Raw genomic sequence first — 18,715 nt, forward strand, 5'->3', positions numbered from 1 at the left:
GGCGCCGATCCGGCGACCGACGGGGCCTTGGCGGCGGAGGCGCGGGTCAGCCGCCGCTGCCGCTGCCGGTTCCGGTGCCGGTTCCGGCCTCCGGGCTGCCCGGCGGGTCGTCGGTGGGGGTGCCGGGGTCGGTCGGCTCCGTGGGAGCGCTCGTGGTGGGGTCGGGGCTCTGCGTGGTGTGGGTGGGCGACGGGTCGTCCGGCGTCGTCGACGGCGCCGTGGGCGAGTCGGGCGGGTAGGGGCTCTCGGGCCCGGTCTCCGTCGTCGCCGGGGACGGGCTGTAGGACGTGTCGGGGGCCTGCCGGGTCTGCGCGTGCCTCGACGGCACCGTCATGCTGGGCGCGTCGCCGGACGGCTGCGGCTGCCGGCTCGGGTCGCCGACCTTCTCCCCCGCCTTGCCCTTGTCGCCGGAGCCGAGCGCGAGCACCGCGGACACCACGACGATCGCGACGAACAGCGCGGCGGCGCCCGCGAGCACGGCCGACCGGCTCGAGCCGGCGAGCGAGCGGCGCAGCGCCGCGACGGCGCCTCCGCCCGCTCCGGCCGCGCCCATCGCGCCCGCGCGGTCGCGGGGCAGGGTGTCGGCGGCGTTCTCGGCGGCCCATTCCGCGGGCGTCGGCAGCCGGCCGGGGGCGGTGCCGGACGGGTCCGGGCCGGGGTCGCCGTGCGCGTCCGGGTCCTGCTCGGCGAAGGCCGCGGGCTCGTACCCGGCGTCACCGGCGGGCTCGAACGCGTCGTCGCCCGCGGGCTCGAGCCCGTCGTCACCGTCGTCGCCGAACTCCGCGGCCAGCACCGAGCCGGCCGCGAGCATCGCGGTCTCGTCGGTGTTGCCCGCCGGGGCCGTCTCGACGGGCGCCTCCTCGTGCCCGAGCAGCCGCATCAGCACCTGCCGGGCGGCGGGGCGGCGCGCCGGGTCCTTCTGCAGGCAGTCGGCCACCAGGTCGCGCAGCGGCCCGCTCAGGTCGCCGAGATCCGGCTCCTCGTGCAGGATCCGGTTGATGACGGCGGGGATCGTGTCCTGCCCGAACGGCGGCTCACCGGTCGCGGCGAACACCAGCGTCGCCGCCCAGCAGAACACGTCCGCCGGGGTGCCGACCTCGTCGCCGCTGATCTGCTCCGGCGCCATGTAGGAGGGCGTGCCGATGACGCGGCTGGTCAGCGTGGTGCCGCCGCTGATCGCGCGGGCCACGCCGAAGTCGATCACGCGCGGGCCGTCCGGGCCGATCAGCACGTTGTGCGGCTTGAAGTCGCGGTGGATGATCTTCGCCTGGTGGATCGCGGACAGCGCGGTCGCGGTGCCCACCGCGAGCCGGTCCAGCGCCGCGCCGCGCACCGGGCCGTCCTGCGTGACCTGCTGGTTCAGCGACGGGCCCGGGACGTACTCGCTGACGATGTAGGGGCGGTCGCCGTCGACGTCGGCGTCCAGCACCTGCGCGGTGCAGAACGGCGCGACCTTCTTGGCCACCTCGAGTTCGCGCAGGAAGCGCGCGCGGGCCTTGTCGTCGGAGGTCAGTTCGGCGTGCAGCAGCTTGATCGCGACCTGGCGGCCGTCCTCGTCGGCGCCGAGGAACACCGCGCCCTGACCGCCCTCGCCCACCCGGCCGACCAGGGCGTAGCGGCCCAGCCGCTCCGGGTCCCCGGACCGCAGCGCCCCAACCTCCATAAATGGAACCGCCCTCTCTGGTCGACGGGCCGAACGGACCACGGGCCGAATTCTCGCAGACCAGCGCTCCGACAGTGGGACGCGCGAGGCCGTCGGGAAGTTCACCCGGTCATGCGACCTTACGGCGCGATCCGGCCCACCGCTCCCGAACAGGCGCATTTGGGCCGAGCGGCCACCCTAATGCCCCTCACGCCCCGCGGAACACCGTGTGAACACGTGTCGTACAGGGCGTTTCGGGGGCGCGGGGGCGGCCTCCGCTACGGCGTGAAGTGGGAGAGGACTTCCGGGTTCGCCATCGCGCCCCGGTTGGCGGCCTGGTCCACCGGCGTGCCCTGGAGGATCTTGCGGACGGGGACCTCCAGCTTCTTGCCCGACAGCGTCCGCGGGATGCCTGGGACGGCGGTGATCTCGTCCGGGACGTGCCGCGGCGACAGCGCCGAGCGGATCTCCCGCTTGAGGCGCGCGGCGAGGTCGTCGGTGAGGGACGCGCCCTCGGCGAGCTGCACGTACAGCAGCAGCCGGCCCTCCTGCCCGAGCCGCCCGGTGTCGATGACGAGGCTGTCGGTGATCTCGTCGAACGCCTCGACGACCCGGTAGAAGTCCGAGGTCCCCATCCGGACGCCGCCGCGGTTGAGGGTCGAGTCGGACCGGCCGTAGATCACGCAGCCGCCGTCCGGGAGGACCTTGATCCAGTCGCCGTGCCGCCACACGCCCGGATACATCTCGAAGTAGGACTCGCGGTAGCGGTCGCCGCTCTCGTCGTTCCAGAAGAACACCGGCATGGACGGCATCGGCTCGGTGATGACCAGCTCGCCGACCTCGTCCACCACCGGCTTGCCGTCGTCCCCGTACGCCTCGACCTTCGCGCCGAGGCCCCGGCACTGGATGACGCCCGCGCGCAGCGGCAGCAGCGGCGACGGGCCGACGAACCCGGTGCACAGGTCGGTGCCGCCGGAGAAGGAGCCGAGCAGGAGGTCCGCGCCGACCTCCTCGTACACCCACGCGAACCCTTCGGGCGGCAGCGGCGAGCCGGTGGACCCGATGCCGCGCAGCGCCGACAGGTCGAACTCGCGTCCGGGGTGGCGCCCGTCCTTGGCGGACGCGGTGATGTAGGGCGCGCCCACGCCCATGTAGGTGACCCCGTTGTCGGCGGCGAGCTTCCACAAGTCGAGCGGTGCGCCGTCGTACATGACGATGGTGGAGCCCACCAGGAGGCCGCCGATGAGGTAGTTCCACATCATCCAGCCGGTCGTGGTGAACCAGAAGAACACATCGCCCGGGCCGACGTCCTGGTGGAACGACAGCGCCTTGAGGTGCTCCAGGACGACCCCGCCGTGCCCGTGCACGATCGGCTTGGGCAGGCCCGTCGTGCCGGACGAGTACACCACCCACAGCGGGTGGTCGAACGGGACGTCCTCGAACTCGATGGTGTCGTGGCCGGTGCGCGGGAGGTCGCCGTAGTGCATGCCGACGCGCAGGCCGTCGGGGGTGGCGGCCGGATCGAGGTACGGGATCAGCACCGTCGCGGCCAGCGTCGGCAGCGCCGCCTCGATCTCGCCGACGATCTCCCGCCGGTCGAACGTCCTGCCGTTGTAGGCGTAGCCGTCCACCGCGATCAGGACCTTCGGCTCGATCTGTGCGAACCGGTCGATCACCGAGGACGACCCGAAGTCCGGCGAGCACGAGGACCACACCGCGCCCAGCGACGCCGTCGCCAGGAAGCAGACCAGCGCCTCCGGGATGTTCGGGACGTACGCGACGACCCGGTCGCCCTTCCCGACGCCCAGCTCGGCGAGGCCCGCCCGCACCTCCGCGACGTGCAGGAACAGCTCGCGGTAGGTCAGCACCCGGTGCCCGCCGGCCTCCGACCGGAACACCACGGCCGTCTCGTCCGGCGTCTCCTCGGCGCGGCGCAGCGCGTTCGCGGCGTAGTTCAGGGTCGCGCCGGGGAACCAGCGCAGCCCGTCCACCGGCATGGGACCGCCCTCGCGAACCGGGCCGCTCCCGCGGTCGCCGACCACCTCGAAGTACGCCCAGATCGCGTCCCAGAAGTCGTCGACCTCGGTCACCGACCAGCGCCACAGGTCGTCGTAGGACTCCGCGCGCACGCCCCGGTCCCACAGCCAGTGGATGAAGCGGGTCACCCGCGCGTTCGCGACGACCTCCTCCGACGGCCGCCACAGCGCCGCTCCCTCGGAGACCTCGTGATCACGCGTCATCGCTCTCCCCTCCCCGCCGCGCCCACGCGCGCGACCCTCCCAATATCGGCCTCGCCGCCCGGCCCGCGCAACTTCCGCCGATCCGCTCGGACCTCCGCGTCCCATCGCAGGTCACAGCGGTGCGGCGGGCAATCCGCGCGCACCACACATCGGAGCGTCCGCCGATCCTCCCGCCCCACACACCGGGTTTTTCCACAGAACGCCGTTCCACTTCCGCCCCCTGGGACGCGCCGCCGAGACTGGCAACCGGTCCGCGAAAGGAGCACCGAATGACCGAGAGCCCGCCGCACGCGACCCGGGAATCACGTTCCACACCTGGAACGAACCGAGCAGCACACCGCCTCGGGGAGGCGGCCGGAGTCAGATGCGGGTCAGTTCCGCGACGGCGCCGACCACGGCGTCGGTGTCGGCCAAGGTCGCGAGCACCCGATCGGCACCGGCGGAGCGCAGCTCGGCCTCGGTGGCGCTTCCGGTGGCCACGGCGATGATCGGCGACCCCGCGATGTGGGCGGCCTGCACGTCGCGCGGCGAGTCGGCGATGTACACGGTGGCCGACTCGGGATACCGGGTGCCGTGCCGCTCGCCCGCGCGGGCGCGGGCGAGCTCCAGCAGCGCGGCCTTGCTGTAGACGCCGTCCTCGTAGCCGCCGGCGGCGAGGTCGAGGCGGTCGGCGAGGCCGAGCTCGGTCACCTTCAGCACGGCGTTCGGCCGGACGGACCCGGTCAGCACCGACTGCACGACCCCGGGCACGTGCGCCAGGGCCTCGACGGCCTCCCGGGCCCCGGCCAGCACCCGGCCGTGCGCCCGCAGATCGGCACGGCGGCTCGCGAACGCCGTGGTGAGCGCGGACACGAAGGAGGGCAGATGGTCGTCGGTGGTGACGACGTCGTTGAACGCCAGCGTCTCGAAGATGATCTCCGATTCGGTGCGGCCCGGAGTGGGGGCGAGCCGTACGAGGGGCCGCCCGACGGTCCGCTGGAACGCCTCCGCGTAGGCGTCCCGGGTGACCCGCCCGACGTCGACCAGGGTGTGATCGATGTTCCACAGCACCAGACGGTTCAGCGTCGACATCCCGTTCCCATGCACGGCTCGAAAGGCGTCGGCGGGCGCCGTCCCGGCACCGGCCCGCCCCACCCTACGGCGGGGCGGACTCATCGTCGGGCTTCCCGGCCGATGTCCGCAACCGCGCGCGGCCGGCGCTCCCGCGCCGCTTGCCGGTCAGGGTCCCATGTGCGGGTAGCGGTGGTCGGTCGGCGGGACGAACGTCTCCTTGATCGCGCGGACGTTCGTCCAGCGGATCAGGTTGAACACCGACCCGGCCTTGTCGTTGGTGCCGGACGCGCGGGCTCCGCCGAAAGGCTGCTGCCCGACGACCGCGCCGGTCGGCTTGTCGTTGATGTAGAAGTTCCCGGCCGCGAACCGGAGCCTCTCGGTCGCGGCCGCGACGGCCGCGCGGTCACGGGCGACGACCGCGCCGGTCAGCCCGTACTCGGAGACGCTCTCCAGCTGCGTCAGAACGGAGTCGTAGTCGTGGTCGTCGTAGACGTGGACGCCGAGGATCGGCCCGAAGTACTCGGTGGTGAAGAGCTCGTCGGTCGGGTCCGACGACTCCAGCACCGTGGGCCGGACGAAGTAGCCCACCGAGTCGTCGAGATCGCCGCCCACGAGCATCCGCATGCCGTCGACGCCGCGCGCCCGCTCGATGGCGCGCCGCTGCTTGGCGAAGGCGCGGTCGTCGATCACGGCGCCCATGAACAGCGACAGGTCCTCGGCCACGTTCCCCATGGTGAGGCTCTCGACCTCGGCGCAGAAGTCGTCGCGCATCCCGTCCCAGACGGACCGCGGGATGTAGGCGCGCGACGCCGCCGAGCATTTCTGCCCCTGGTACTCGAACGCGCCCCGCACCAGCACGGTCTTCAGCACCGCCGGGTCGGCGGACGGGTGCGCCACCACGAAGTCCTTGCCGCCGGTCTCCCCCACGATCCGCGGGTAGCCGCGGTACCGGGCGATGTTCTCCCCGATCGTCCGCCACAGCGCCTGGAACGTCGGCGGCGAGCCGGTGAAGTGCAGTCCCGCCAGCTCCGGGCTGGCCAACGCGACGTTCGACACGGCCTGCCCGTCCCCGGTGACCAGGTTGATGACGCCGGGCGGCAGCCCGGCCGCCTCCAGCAGCCGCATCGTGTGGTGCGCGGCGAGCTGCTGCGTCGGCGACGGCTTCCACACCACGACGTTGCCCATGATCGCGGGCGAGGTCGGCAGGTTCCCGGCGATCGCGCTGAAGTTGAACGGGGTGATGGCGAGGACGAACCCCTCCAGCGGCCGGTACTCCATCCGGTTCCAGACACCGGGCGAGGAGTTCGGCTGCATCTCGCGGATCCGCCGCGCGTACGCGACGTTGAACCGCAGGAAGTCGATCAGCTCGCACGCCGAGTCGATCTCCGCCTGCTGCACCGACTTGGACTGCCCGAGGATCGTCGCGGCGTTCAGCGTGGAGCGCCACGGCCCCGACAGCAGCTCGGCGGCCCGCAGGAAGATCGCGGCCCGGTCGTCCGGCGCCATGGCCCGCCACCCCGGCGCCGCCTCCCGCGCCGCCGCGACGGCCTCCGCCACGTCCGCGTCGGTGGCGTTGCCCATCCGCCCCAGCACATGGCCGCGGTTGTGCGGCTCGACCACGTCGATGGGCGCGCCGCCGCCCATCCGCCGCTCCCCGCCGATCGTCATCGTCAGCTCGGTCTCCGCGCCGCCGAGCTCTTTGATCTTCGCCTCCAGCGCCGCCCGCTCGGCGCTCCCCGGCGCGTACCCCTTGACCGGCTCGTTCACCGGTACCGGAACGTTGGTGACGGCGTCCATCTGGCCACTCCCTGCGAGTCCGCTGCCGACAAGCCGCCCCTACCCGGCCCCACCGCCCGCACTCCAGCGGACGGACGAACACGCGCCAGAAGCCGGGTCGGCCGCCTCAGACGGCATCTACTGCCGGGAGAGTCCAGCCGGATCGATCGTCATGGGGAACGGAGCGTCCAGGTGGGTGGTCGCGCCCGCGAGCGCGGTCGCCCGCTCCACATACCGGCCGCCGTCCAGTTCGTAGACGACGAGCATGGGGGCCGGGTCGAACTCCAGTCGCCAGAAGTACGGGACGGCGGCCTCCGCGTACAGCATGGGCTTGACCTTGCGGTCCATGGTGCGGTTGCCAGGGGAGACGAGTTCCACGACAAGCTGGACCGCGTCGATGTCGACGGTGACGGGATCGTCGGCGGTCGCGCCGGCGTCTGCCACGACCAGGTCCGGCACGACCAGCCCGGACGGCAAAAGCACGTTGACGCCCTCCAGAACCTCCACCGGTGCACCAGCGGCCCGGGCGGCCGCCTCAAGGGCGACATGAAGGCGGAACGAGGCCCGCTGATGCCGAACGCCGGGTGGCGGAGACATCACGAGCGACTCGCCCAGCAACTCGAAGCGAGCCGTCCGGTCTTCGGGCAGAGTCAAAATGTCGGCGACGGTCCAGGGCCCAGTGTGCTCGGTCATGATGCCCGTTCACCTCCTCGTCCGACGGCCAGTCAGTGCGACCTCCACGACGGCACACGGCGAGCACATGGGCACTCCCGATCTGCTGACACGGGCCTCACCGACCGGCGGCTCTGTTGATATGCCGCGCCCCTACCCGTACGCCCCGCGTCCCAGTGGAAGTGAAGCGCCGCAGACAATAAACGCGAGGTGCCGCAAAGGGCTTCGAGCCACGAAGGAGCCCCGGTCCCAGCGGGCCAGGGCTCAGTGGGGTCTTATCGCTGCTTCAGATCGGCGAGCAGGGACCGCAGAGCGTCACGGCTGACGTCGAGATGGCCCCCGTCCGGGTCCTTGCTGTCGCGGACACCGACGACCACACCGAGATCGGCCAACTCGACGCAGGCGCCCCCGTTGCCCGAGCTGCGCGACGACTTCCGCCAGGCGGCCTTACTCACATCCATGATCGTCTCCCAGGAGTTCCGCCGACTGCTTCAACGCTTGAGGACTGCCACCAGGGCCGCGAACTCGCCACGCCCCACGACCAGCTTCGGGCCGTCCGGGTCCTTCGAGTCACGAACGGCAACCACACCGGCAGCGGACGCCAGCTCAACGCACTCGCCACCATTGCCACCGCTGTAGCTGCTCTTCTGCCAGGTGGCCCTAGTTAGGTTCATCGTCCTGCCTCACCTTCGATATGGCAGCAAGCGAAACTGACCTTTTCGGGCGAGCCAGGGTCCGGATCTCTCGGATGGCGGGAGAGTCAGCGCTGCTTCAGGTCGGCGAGCAGGGACCGCAGAGCGTCACGGCTGACGTCAAGGTGGCCGCCGTCCGGGTCCTTGCTGTCGCGGACACCGACGACCACACCGAGATCGGCCAACTCGACGCAGTTGCCACCATTGCCCGAGCTGCGCGATGACTTCCGCCAGGCCGCCCTACCTGCATCCATAATCATCTCCCGCGATGCGACGGTCAGCTCCGCTGGCTGCCTCTATTTGAGGGCCGCCATCAAGGCCGCGAACTCTCCACGCCTCACGATGAGCTTCGGGCCGTCCGGATCTTTTGAATCACGGACGGCGACGACACCGGGGGCCGACGCCAGCTCGACGCACTCGCCTCCGGTGCCGCTGCTGTGGCTGCTCTTGCGCCAAGTGGCCGTAGTCAGGTCCATCGTTCGGATCGCACCTTTCGAATGAACTCAAGCGACTCGTCTACCGGGAGGGCCAGAGCGCGAATCTCACGAAGAGCCCGGTGAAGGGCACCAAGCTCGTCGTGCTCCTCCAGTGTGAACCCGCGCGCGGGGCTTTCGAAGTACGCGACCTCCCGACGATCCTCCATGCAAGCGATCGTAAAGGACGACGTGTTGCCGAGGTGATCGCCGCGCATCTTCACGATGTGCAGTGACACCCCGAGCGCTTTCGGTGCCTCGAGAAGGTGGTCGAACTGCTCCCGCATGACCTCAGGGTCCCCGACCTCCCGCAGCAGCACTCCCTCATCGACAAGGAACGTACAGCCGGGCGGCGGCGGACTCTTCCGGCTGAAGACGCTCTGCCTGGCCATACGCTCCTCGACCCTCTCCTTGTCGCCGTACAGCAGTACTTCGGCGTAGCGGGGGTCTGGAGGAGACCGTGGACAAGCGAGAGGCTCCACGACGTCAGCTCTTCGGCCGTCTCTTCGATGGGCAGCCACTCGTACCAGGTAGGGAAAGCGGCGTCCTTGGCCAAGTCTTCCCAGAGCGCGATCAGCTCGCCGTTCACCTCGAGGATCTTGTCCATCTCCTTGGCGAACTCGAGCGTGCAGCGTGTCCGGCCGGTCTCGACCGCGCCGATGTACTGAGGGGTGACGCCCTCGCCGTCGCGCGCCCGCACGGCGAGGTTCTCTTGGCTCCAGCCCTTCGCTTCCCGGAACCTGCGGAACCTGCGTCCGAACGCGATCAAGCTCGAGCTGACCTTCGCTCTCGTCCGTCGTGGCGCCATGACGCCATGGTCCCTCAACTCTGACTCAACAGGCCACCAACTTGAGAAAGCCAGTCAAGGGAAGTTGTCGCGCAACCACCTGCGCTTCGTGACGCTCCGAGCTCAACTGATGACTCAATGTCATGCGCCAGCACGTCAACGTTCCAGAAGGCGCAGCCATGACCTCAGCAACCCCCGAGACCCCAACGATCGTGCTTGAACCCACTGCCGAGGCGCCCCGGCTTGCTCGTGAGTTCCTCGCCAAGTGCTTCGCCGAGTGGGGCATCCTCGATGACTACCTCGGTCGGCTCATCGTCTGTGAGCTGGTCACCAATGCCTATCGGCACGGCGAGGGGCCCATCGTCGTCCGGCTACCGCGTGACCAGGACGGGCAACCCGTGATCGAGGTGTGGGACTCGGGCGCGGGCCGTCCGGCGGTGAAGCCGGAGAACCATGGCGCCCTGTCCGGGCGGGGCCTTCAGCTCGTCGCCGAGTTCGTCCGGGACTGCTGGGGCGTCCGTCCCCTCAACGAGGGCGGCAAGGCCGTGTGGGCGAAGCTGCCCGGTTCCTGAACTCGCGAGGTGACCAAATGGCGTGAGGCGGGGCCTCGCGTCCACGGCTGACGAGACGCAGGAACGCTCAAGCTCCGAGCCCCGCCGCAGAAGAAGGGAGACGTGCGATGGACGAGTCCGTGACGGTGCTGCTCCTGCGGCACCTGTTCCCGCACTGGTCGATCACGTCGGACGGCGGCGTGTGGAGGGCCGGCGGGCGGGTCCTGATCTCTTCGAGCCACCTTGAGGGGTTGCTCGATCTGCTCCATGTCGCCGATCCCGTCGCCGTGGAACGTGCCGCCGGACTGCTGGATGAGGCGTGAACGGCAGGTCAGAGGAGGTGTTGGAGTTCTTGGGTGGCGTACCAGAGGAGTTCGTGGCCTTCGGCGCCGTCGACGGTGAAGAGGGCGTCCTCGTCGCCGGCGTCGGCGGTGGGGAGGGCCTCGACGGCGGCGGTCACGTCGGGGACGGCGGCGGGGTCGTCGACGTGGCCGGAGGCCAGGCGCTTCCACGCGACGGGCGCGGTGATCTCGACGAGGGAGCGGTCGTCGCCGTCGATGGACGCGTCGCCGCGGGCCCAGGACACCGACTGGTCGGGGATCTCGGCGGCGAGGACGACGCGGCGGCGCGGCGCGGACGGGTCGGCGGCCAGCAGGCGCAGCGAGGCGCGGGCCGCCGCGGTCAGCGCCGCGTACTCCAGCTCCTCCTGGTCGCCGCCCGCGTACCACTCGCGCAGCGCGGGCGTCACCGCGTGCCCGGACAGGGGCGCGGGGCCGGCCTCGCGCGCGGCGTGGGCGGCGGCGAGGAGCGGGAGCGTGGACGGAAGGTAGACGCGCATGACGATCCGTCAGTCTCTCACGGCAGGAGGTCCAGCTCGCGGAGTTCGGCGATCGTGGCGTCGGCGGATGTGTGGTGGATGCCGCGGATGCCGAGCGATTCGGCGGCCCGGACGTTGTGCTCGATGTCGTCGATGAAGACGCATTCGGCGGCGTCCAGGCCGAGCAGGCCGAGCGCGTGGTGGAAGATCCGCTCGTCCGGCTTGCGCAGGCCGACCTCGCAGGAGATGACGACGGCGTCGAAGAGGTCCGCGAACACGTCGCGGGGGTAGTCGTTGCCCCAGGAGTTGGAGAGCAGGGCGGTGCGGGTGCCGTGCGCGCGGGCCGCGCGGAGCGCCTCGTACATCGGCTCGACCGGGGAGAACGCGCCGAACATGCGGGAGATGAGGCCCGCGGCGGCGACGGGGCCGCCGTCGACGGTGAGCAGTTCCGCGGCGAGGAGGCGCTCGAACTCCTCGGTGGCGAGCGAGCCGTCCTCGAGGCCGTGGATGGGGTTGGTGCCGGCGCCGTCGTAGGCCTGCTTCACCCAGGCGCGCATGACCGTGCGGTAGCGGTCGGCGTCGATGCGGTCGGCGGCCAGCCAGGCGCCGACGGCGTCGTTCAGCGGAGACGTGAGGACGCCGCCCCAGTCCGTGATTACGGCTTTGACCGTCTTGTCGGGCACAGGCCGATGGTAGGCGATCCCGCCTGCATTGACCGAATCTCGTTCTGCGAGACTGCCCGCATGGACTTCGCACTCAGCCCGAAGGCGCTGGACTACCGGGAACGACTCCAGGAGTTCATGGACGAGCACGTGTACCCGGCGGAGCCGGTGTACGCGGCATGGCGGGCGGAGAACGACCCGCACGCGCTGCCGCCGATCGTCCAGGACCTCAAGGCGGAGGCCCGCGAGCGGGGTTTGTGGAACCTGTTCCTGCCGGACGTGTCCGGGCTGACGAACCTGGAGTACGCGACGCTGGCGGAGCTGACGGGCCGCTCCCCCGACCTGGCGCCGGAGGCGGTCAACTGCGCCGCGCCGGACACCGGGAACATGGAGGTCCTGCACATGTTCGGGACCCCCGAGCAGAAGGAGCGGTGGCTGAAGCCGCTGCTGGACGGGGAGATCCGCAGCGCGTTCGCGATGACGGAGCCGGAGGTCGCGTCCTCCGACGCCACCAACATCACCACCTCGATCGTCCGGGACGGCGACGAGTACGTGATCAACGGCCGCAAGTGGTTCATCACCGGCGCGGCGGACGAGCGCTGCAAAATCTTCATCGTCATGGGCAAGACCGATCCGGACGGCCCGGCGCACCGGCAGCAGTCGCAGGTGCTGGTGCCGCGCGACACCCCGGGCGTGACCGTCGTCCGGCACCTGCCGGTGTTCGGCTACCAGGACCAGCACGGCCACTCGGAGATCCTGTTCGAGGACGTCCGGGTGCCGGTGGCGAACCTGATCGCCGCGGAGGGCGACGGATTCATGATCGCGCAGGCGCGGCTCGGGCCCGGGCGCATCCACCACTGCATGCGCGCGCTCGGCATGGCGGAGCGGGCGCTGGAGCTGATGTGCCGCCGCGCCGTGGACCGCGTCGCGTTCGGCGGCCCGCTCGCCAAGCAGGGCGTGGTGCGCCAGCAGATCGCCGAGTCGCGGATGGCGATCGAGCAGGCGCGCCTGCTCACGCTGAAGACGGCGTGGCTGATCGACGAGCACGGCTCCAAGGGCGCCCGGTCGGAGATCGCGGCGATCAAGGTGGTCGTGCCGCGGATCACCCACGAGGTGCTCGACCGCGCGATCCAGATCCACGGCGGCGCCGGGGTGTCCGACGACACCCCGCTCGCCGCGATGTACGCCTGGGTCCGCGCGATGCGGATCTTCGACGGCCCGGACGAGGTCCACGTCCGCACCGTCGCCCGTCAGGAACTCCGCCGCTACGAGCAGCACTGACGCGGGGGCCGTGGCCATGCGGTCGGTGCGGGGACGAACGCATGACCACGGACCGCCGCGAGCCGGCGGGGGCCGCCGCCGGGCTCGGAAACGGAGAGACCACGCGAGCGCACTGTCCGACCGGTGGGGCCTAACCGAGCCCTTCGGGCCGGGGTCGTAGAGACACTGCTATGCGGATCTGAGGCGTTGCAGGGCCTCCCGGACGCCGCCGTCGGTCTCCTCCAGGACCACCGTGGCGCGCGCGGCGGGGACCTCGCCGAGCAGCGAGACGAGCGCGACGCGGGTGTTGCCGCCCGCCTCGGTGAGCGCGTTCTCGCAGGTTCGCGCGTCCATGCCGGTGGCCTCGGTGAGGATGCGGACCAGCCGGGCGCGCAGCTTGGAGTTCAGCGCGTTCACGCTGACCATCAGGTTGGAGTAGGTGCGGCCCATCCTGATCATCAGGGTGGTGGAGAAGGAGTTGAGCACGAGCTTGGTCGCGGTGCCCGCCTTCATCCGCGTCGATCCGCTGATGACCTCGGGTCCGGTGGCGAGGCCGATGTGCACCTCCACTTCCTCCCCGTAGGGGGTGCGCGGGTTGCAACTGATCAGCGCCGTGCGCGCGCCGCCCGCGGTGGCGGCGCGCAGCGCGCCGATCACGTAGGGGGTGCGGCCGCTGGCGGCGATGCCGATGGCGATGTCGCCGGGCTGGACCTCGCGGGCGTCCCGCATGCCGAGCTCCATGTCGTCCTCGACGTCGGAGATCGCCTGGGACAGCGCGCCGGGGCCGCCGGCGTGGTGCGCGACGACCCGTCCCCAGATGCCGAACGTGGGGGGCAGCTCGGCGGCGTCGATGACCGCGAGCCGGCCGGACGTGCCGGCGCCGAAGTAGTGCACGCGGCCGCCCGCGCGCAGCGAGTCGACGGCGAGGTCGACCAGCCGGGCGACCTCGGGCAGGACGCCCGCCACCACCATCGGGACGGTGGCGTCCTCCGTGTTGATCAGGTGCAGCACCTCCAGGGTCGGCAGCGTGTCGACGTCGAGGGTGCGGGGGTTCCGGCCCTCGGTGGGGAGCTCGCAATCGATCACCGACGCCTCCGGTCGGGTCGCACGGTCCGGCCGCGGACCGCCTCGAACGTGGCTTCCAGGGCCTTGCGGGTAGACCCGTAGGTGCGCTGCGCCACTCCGACGAAGACGCAGTCGACCACCGTGAGCTGCGCCAGCCGGCTGGCGGTGGCGCCGGAGCGGAAGGTCGTCTCCCGCGCCGCGGTCGTGAGGATCAGGTCGGCCACCTCCGCTATGGGGGATTTGGGGAAGTTGGTCAGTGCCACGGTCGTGGCGCCGTTGCTCTTGGCGACCTCCAGGGCGTCGATGGTCTCGACGGTCGCGCCGGTGTGCGAGATGCCGATCGCCACGCTGGTGGGGCCGAGCACGGCGGCGCTGGTGAGCATGATGTGCGCGTCGGCCCAGGCGGAGCAGAAGCGCCCGATGCGGTGCAGCTTCTGCTGGAAGTCCATCGCGACGAAGGCGCTGGCGCCGACCCCGTAGACGTCGACGCGGTCGGCGGCGACGACGGCGTCGACGACCTGCTCCAGCATCTTGATGTCGAGCTGGGCGGCGGTCTCCTCGACGGCGCGGGCATCGGCGAAGGTCACCTTCTCCACGATCTGTTCGAGCGAGTCGTCGGGGCTGATGTCGCTGCCGATGACCCGTCCGCCGCTGGCGCTCTGGGCCCGTCCCGCCTCGGTGGCGAGGGTCAGTCGGAGCTCTGGATAACCATGGAACCCGATCGCGCGGCAGAACCTGATGACGGTGGTCTCCGAGGTGCCACAGGTCTGGGCGAGTTCGGTGATGGTGGAGTTGGCGACCCCTTCGGGGTCGTCGATGACGCGTTGAGCGACTCGTCGCTCGGCGGGGGGCAGCGAGGGCAGCAGCGAGCGGACCCGCACCACGGTGCTGAGCGGCGTCCCGTCCTTGCGCGCCGGCTCGTCCCGTGCCGCTCCGGGCTCCCCTGTGCTCCCCGGCTCGGGGCCGATGGGTTTCCTCATGGAAGAAAGTTTCTTACTGCCAGGATGTCACGTCAACGGTAGAAAAGGCTACGGTCGGCCTGTGTTGACCCATTTGGCCGGTCCTTACGTGGTCGGCATAGACGCGGGTGGCACGAAGACCCGCTGTGTTGTGCTGACGCTCGGGGGAGCCCTGGCCGGTTCCGGCACCGGCCCCGGGGCCAACCCCAACTCCGGAGGCGACACCGCAGGGGCGCTCACCACCGCCCTGCAGGAGGCGCTCGGAGACCTCGACCGTACCCACATCCTCACCGGCGTGTTCGGGATCGCCGGAGCCGGCTCGGCCGGCCGGCCCGCCGCCGTGACCGCGGCGCGCCGGGCCTGGCAGGCCGTCGGGCTGCGCGGCTCGCCCGCCGTGGTGACCGACATCGCCGTGGCGTTCGCCGCCGGGACCAGCGAGCCCAAGGGCATCGTGGTGTTCTCCGGCACGGGCGCCGGCGCCGCGGTCATCAGCGACGGCGCGATCGTGCAGCGCGCCGACGGCTACGGCTGGCTGGTGGGGGACGAGGGTTCGGCGGTGTGGCTCGGCAAGGAGGCGGTCCGGGCGGCGCTCGCCGCCTACGACGGCCGCGGCTCGCCGACGCTGCTGACCGATTCGGTCCCGCGGGCCCTGCTCGGCCCGACCGTGGTCGCGGAGATCGACTCGGCCCGGCGAAGACCCCGGCACCGGACGCTGGCGATGGCGGGCGCGCTCCCGCCCGCGTCCGGGGCGGGCGCGCCCGCTGCGGCGGGAGCGCCCGGGTCGGTGCTCTCGCAGGCCGCGGCGCTGCCCGCCGGGACGGGCGGCACGGGCACCGCCGTGCTGATCCCCGAAGCCCCGTATCCGCAGCCGGGCGGCGGTCCGACCGGACCGCCGGGTCCGCCCGGGCCGCTGGGCACCGGCCATGGCCGTCCGGAGCCGCCCGGCCGTCCGGCGCTCGCGGAGCCGCCGGGCCTCCCGGGCCATCCGGAGCTGCCCGGGACGGCGCCGAACCCGCAGCTCGCGCAGGCCATCATCAAGGAGGTGTACGGCCGCCCGCCCGCGGCCCTGGGCAGGCTCGGCCCGGTGGTCGCCGCCGCCGCGGCCGCGGGCGACCCGGTGGCCAGGCGCATCACCGACGAGGCCGCGGAGTGGCTGCTCCGCGACGTGGACGCGGTGCGCCCGGCCCTGTCCGATCCCTGCGCACCGGTCGTCATGCACGGCTCGGTGCTGCGCGAGGGCCCCGTCGCCGAGGCCGTCCGCACCGGGCTGCGCGACCGGTTCGCCGAGGCGCCGCGCAGCGCGGGCGACGGCGCCGTCGGCGCCGCCGGGCTGGCCCTGCGCCGGCTCGGCCATCCCCTGCCGGGCTGAGCCCGGCCGAGCCCCGCCCGGCCGTGCGGGCGCCGCCGGTGGCCGACTCCACCGGACACCCCGCCGAGAGGCCGGAGACGACGGCGACGCAGCCGTCCGGCTCATCACGATGGACCCCACCGTATTTCCGTTCCGCTTGCGGGCCCGGGGTCCATCGTGATTAAGCTGTTACCACGGTGGCTCAAGATCCGCCGGGACGGTGCCGTGGGCACCGTGACCGGTGGTACCACCGGCCACAGACGTGGCTTGTACCGATTTGGGCTGCGGTCACTCCGCAGCGTCGTCCGCGCAGGTCCGTCCTGCCGCGCACTGCTCGTGCGCCTTGCCGCGCCGTGCCGCTTTCCGCGTGCGCCTCCGCACGCGCCCGCGCCACGGCGCCGGCCGATGCCCGGACGACGGCCGACTCCGTACACCACGTCGAACGAGGTCGCATGCTCCCCGCTTCCGAAGGGCGCCGTCTCCGGGCCGCCCGTGTCCGCCTGTCCCGCAGCGTCCGGCGGTTCGTCCGCGCCGGCCGGCGGTCGCTCCGCCGCGGCGCCGGCGGGCACCGCCGCTCCCGGGCGTCCCGCCGCGCCCGTTTCCCGCGCGCCGTCCGCTGGGCCCTGGCCTGCGTCTGCGCGCTGGCCGTCCTGGCGGCGTCCGCCGTCGTGATCGGCTACGCCCGGACGCCCGTCCCGACCGAGCCGCAGGCCGGCGTCACCGACGAGGGCTCCACCGTCTACTACGCCGACGGCCGGACGCCGCTGTTCCGGCTGGGCGCGAACCGGCAGAGCGTCCGGCACGGGCAGATCCCGGACCGGCTGCGGTGGGCGGTGCTCGCCGCCGAGGACCGCGGCTTCTACCGCAACCGGGGCGTCTCGGTCTCCGGCACGTTCCGCGCGCTGCTGCGCGACGCGTCCGGCGGCGACGTCGAGGGCGGGTCCACGATCACCCAGCAGCTCGCCCGCAACTACTTCAAGGGCCTCAGCCGCGACCGGACCCCGGCCCGGAAGATCAAGGAGATCTTCGTGGCGCTGAAGCTGGACCGGCACCGCGCCAAGGACGAGATCCTCGACCTGTACCTGAACACCGTCTACTTCGGTCGGCAGACGTCGGGCGTGGAGGCGGCGGCGCGCGCCTACTTCGACAAGGACGTGTGGCAACTGGACGTCGCCGAGTGCGCGCTGCTCGCCGCGATGATCCAGCGCCCCGGCTACTTCCGGACGCAGGGCGACGGCGACGCGGCGCGCGCGCTGCAGGCCCGCTGGCACTACGTGCTCAACGGCATGGTGTCGATGGGCAAGCTCGGCCGCGCCGACGCGGACCGCCTCCGGTTCCCTCGCACGAAGGAAGAGTGGAGCGGTGTCAGCGTGTCCGGCCAGGGGTTGCTGGCGCGCCAGCGGGTGCTCGACGAGCTGGAGAGCACCGGCATCCCCGCGAGCGCCGTCGTGAACGGCCGCCTGAAGATCTACACCGAGCTCGACCCGCGCTGGATGGCGTACGCGGAGGAGGCCATGCGGCGCGCGCACGAGCCGCAGTGGCCGAAGGACGTGCGCGCGGGGCTCGTCGCGGTGGACCCCGCCAACGGCGCGGTCAGGGCGTTCTACTCCGGCGACCCGAAGCGCGGCGTGTACGACTCGGTGTTCGAGCCGGTCGCGCAGGCGGCGTCGACGTTCAAGCCGTACGTGCTGGCCGCCGCGCTGCGCCGCGGCTACAACGTCCGGACGAAGGTGCCGGGCAAGTCGCCGCTGCGGTTCGCGCCGGACGGCAGCGTCACGCCGATGACCGCGCCGGGCTACAAGGTCTCCAACGACGAGAAGATCGGCTCTCTGGGGACGATCGACCTGGTCAAAGCGACGGAATTATCGGTGAACACCGGGTTCGTGAAGGCGGCGCTGAAGACCGGCGTCGCGAACGTGGCGGAGACGGCGCGGCGGTTCGGGGTGCCGGAGTCGGCGCTGCGCCCGTACAAGGGCCAGGCGGGGCTCGCGCTCGGCATCGCGAACGTGTCGGCGGCCGTGCAGGCGGCGGGGTACGCGGCGTTCGCCAACGGCGGCACCGCTGTCACCCCGCACCTGGTCACCAGGGTCGTCGACGCGCGCGGGCGGCGCGTGCCGCTGCCGTGGGACCGGCCGGGCGACCGCGTCCTGACCGACGAGCAGGCGGCGCAGGCGACGTACGCGATGCGCGCGGTCGTCACCGGCGGGACGGGGCGCAAGGCCGCACTGGCGGACCGCGACGCCGCGGGCAAGACCGGCACGTCCGACGACAACCATGCTGCCTGGTTCGTCGGGTACGTCCCGCAGGTGTCGGCGGCCGTGGTGATGACGCGCGCGCAGCCCGGTCCGCTCGAGGGGCTGGCCGGACATCCCGGACGGGTCGCCGGGGAGGACGTGCCGTCCTCGGTGTGGCACGCGTTCATGGCGAAGGCCACGCGCGGCATGCCGGCGGAGCCGTTCGCCGAGCCGGCGTTCACCGGCACCGCCCCCGACTGGGACGACACGCTCAAGAACATGGCCGGGAAGAAGGGGCCGGACGGCCCGGCGGCCGGACGCGGATCGCCCTCGGCCGGCGCCCCGACGGCGCCGACGCGCGCACCCGATCCGGACGGCTCGTCCGGCGCGCCCGCCGACGCGCGGACCCGCAAGAAGTGGTGCGCGAAGCCCGGCAACGAGGACGCGAAGGTGTGCACCGGGACGTGACCGGGCGGCGGGCGTC

General features: G+C 72.1%; 19 protein-coding genes and 1 pseudogene. 5 read left to right on the plus strand and 15 right to left on the minus strand.

Annotated elements, in window-relative coordinates; genetic code table 11:
- Window positions 1-46: 46 nt before the first annotated feature.
- The 11 genes and pseudogenes from F8568_RS00605 to F8568_RS50890 form a co-directional block, all read right to left on the minus strand.
- Window positions 47-1,663, minus strand: coding sequence for a serine/threonine-protein kinase (locus F8568_RS00605; RefSeq protein WP_151590049.1), 1,617 nt, complete (start codon window positions 1,661-1,663; stop codon window positions 47-49).
- A 257-nt stretch (window positions 1,664-1,920) separates the two neighbouring features.
- Entirely contained in the window at window positions 1,921-3,882 is a 1,962-nt protein-coding gene (locus tag F8568_RS00610; protein ID WP_151590051.1) for an acetoacetate--CoA ligase, read from the minus strand.
- Window positions 3,883-4,242: 360 nt separating this feature from the next.
- Entirely contained in the window at window positions 4,243-4,953 is a 711-nt protein-coding gene (locus F8568_RS00615; protein WP_151590053.1) for an HAD family hydrolase, read from the minus strand.
- 147 nt (window positions 4,954-5,100) lie between these two features.
- Window positions 5,101-6,732: an L-glutamate gamma-semialdehyde dehydrogenase gene (pruA, locus tag F8568_RS00620; protein WP_151590055.1), complete on the minus strand. Its 1,632-nt coding sequence runs from the start codon at window positions 6,730-6,732 to the stop codon at window positions 5,101-5,103.
- Window positions 6,733-6,849: 117 nt separating this feature from the next.
- Entirely contained in the window at window positions 6,850-7,404 is a 555-nt protein-coding gene (locus F8568_RS00625; protein WP_151590057.1) for a Uma2 family endonuclease, read from the minus strand.
- Window positions 7,405-7,658: 254 nt separating this feature from the next.
- Window positions 7,659-7,844 (minus strand): DUF397 domain-containing protein, encoded by a 186-nt coding sequence (locus tag F8568_RS00630; RefSeq protein WP_151590059.1) that lies wholly within the window; start codon window positions 7,842-7,844, stop codon window positions 7,659-7,661.
- A 30-nt stretch (window positions 7,845-7,874) separates the two neighbouring features.
- Window positions 7,875-8,057: a DUF397 domain-containing protein gene (locus F8568_RS00635; protein WP_151590061.1), complete on the minus strand. Its 183-nt coding sequence runs from the start codon at window positions 8,055-8,057 to the stop codon at window positions 7,875-7,877.
- Window positions 8,058-8,143: 86 nt separating this feature from the next.
- Window positions 8,144-8,329 (minus strand): DUF397 domain-containing protein, encoded by a 186-nt coding sequence (locus F8568_RS00640; RefSeq protein WP_151590063.1) that lies wholly within the window; start codon window positions 8,327-8,329, stop codon window positions 8,144-8,146.
- Between the two features lie 42 nt (window positions 8,330-8,371).
- Window positions 8,372-8,551 (minus strand): DUF397 domain-containing protein, encoded by a 180-nt coding sequence (locus tag F8568_RS00645; RefSeq protein WP_151590065.1) that lies wholly within the window; start codon window positions 8,549-8,551, stop codon window positions 8,372-8,374.
- Window positions 8,542-9,030: a DUF5753 domain-containing protein gene (locus F8568_RS47570; protein ID WP_328600658.1), complete on the minus strand. Its 489-nt coding sequence runs from the start codon at window positions 9,028-9,030 to the stop codon at window positions 8,542-8,544. The genes F8568_RS00645 and F8568_RS47570 overlap by 10 nt, the downstream gene beginning before the upstream one ends.
- 143 nt (window positions 9,031-9,173) lie before the next feature.
- A pseudogene (locus F8568_RS50890) lies at window positions 9,174-9,356 on the minus strand (helix-turn-helix domain-containing protein); the annotation flags it as partial.
- A 191-nt stretch (window positions 9,357-9,547) separates the two neighbouring features.
- Here F8568_RS50890 and F8568_RS00660 point away from each other — a divergent pair.
- Entirely contained in the window at window positions 9,548-9,907 is a 360-nt protein-coding gene (locus F8568_RS00660; RefSeq protein ID WP_160573451.1) for an ATP-binding protein, read from the plus strand.
- A 107-nt stretch (window positions 9,908-10,014) separates the two neighbouring features.
- Window positions 10,015-10,209 (plus strand): hypothetical protein, encoded by a 195-nt coding sequence (locus tag F8568_RS00665; RefSeq protein WP_151590073.1) that lies wholly within the window; start codon window positions 10,015-10,017, stop codon window positions 10,207-10,209.
- A gap of 8 nt (window positions 10,210-10,217) precedes the next feature.
- Here the strand turns inward: F8568_RS00665 and F8568_RS00670 are convergent, their stop codons facing one another.
- Window positions 10,218-10,724 (minus strand): DUF6912 family protein, encoded by a 507-nt coding sequence (locus F8568_RS00670; RefSeq protein WP_151590075.1) that lies wholly within the window; start codon window positions 10,722-10,724, stop codon window positions 10,218-10,220.
- 17 nt (window positions 10,725-10,741) lie between these two features.
- The gene (locus F8568_RS00675; RefSeq protein ID WP_151590077.1) at window positions 10,742-11,386 is read right to left on the minus strand and encodes an HAD family hydrolase; all 645 of its coding nucleotides are present in this window, start codon (window positions 11,384-11,386) and stop codon (window positions 10,742-10,744) included.
- Window positions 11,387-11,446: 60 nt separating this feature from the next.
- Here F8568_RS00675 and F8568_RS00680 point away from each other — a divergent pair, with 60 nt between their 5' ends.
- The gene (locus F8568_RS00680; protein WP_151590079.1) at window positions 11,447-12,646 is read left to right on the plus strand and encodes an acyl-CoA dehydrogenase family protein; all 1,200 of its coding nucleotides are present in this window, start codon (window positions 11,447-11,449) and stop codon (window positions 12,644-12,646) included.
- Window positions 12,647-12,814: 168 nt separating this feature from the next.
- On the opposite strand, the gene F8568_RS00685 is transcribed toward F8568_RS00680, so the two are convergent.
- Both F8568_RS00685 and F8568_RS00690 read right to left on the minus strand, forming a co-directional pair.
- Window positions 12,815-13,711 (minus strand): N-acetylmuramic acid 6-phosphate etherase, encoded by an 897-nt coding sequence (locus tag F8568_RS00685; RefSeq protein WP_151590081.1) that lies wholly within the window; start codon window positions 13,709-13,711, stop codon window positions 12,815-12,817.
- Entirely contained in the window at window positions 13,708-14,670 is a 963-nt protein-coding gene (locus F8568_RS00690) for a MurR/RpiR family transcriptional regulator (RefSeq protein WP_202124339.1), read from the minus strand. Before F8568_RS00690 ends, F8568_RS00685 begins: the two co-directional genes overlap by 4 nt.
- An 88-nt stretch (window positions 14,671-14,758) precedes the next feature.
- Here F8568_RS00690 and F8568_RS00695 point away from each other — a divergent pair, with 88 nt between their 5' ends.
- Together F8568_RS00695 and F8568_RS00700 are read left to right on the plus strand one after the other, a co-directional pair.
- Window positions 14,759-16,018, plus strand: coding sequence for an N-acetylglucosamine kinase (locus tag F8568_RS00695; RefSeq protein WP_151590597.1), 1,260 nt, complete (start codon window positions 14,759-14,761; stop codon window positions 16,016-16,018).
- A 431-nt stretch (window positions 16,019-16,449) separates the two neighbouring features.
- Window positions 16,450-18,699 (plus strand): transglycosylase domain-containing protein, encoded by a 2,250-nt coding sequence (locus tag F8568_RS00700; protein ID WP_151590083.1) that lies wholly within the window; start codon window positions 16,450-16,452, stop codon window positions 18,697-18,699.
- Window positions 18,700-18,715: the final 16 nt, after the last annotated feature.

It is taken from the genome of Actinomadura physcomitrii (genome assembly GCF_008923205.2).
In the GTDB taxonomy this organism is placed as follows: domain Bacteria; phylum Actinomycetota; class Actinomycetes; order Streptosporangiales; family Streptosporangiaceae; genus Spirillospora; species Spirillospora physcomitrii.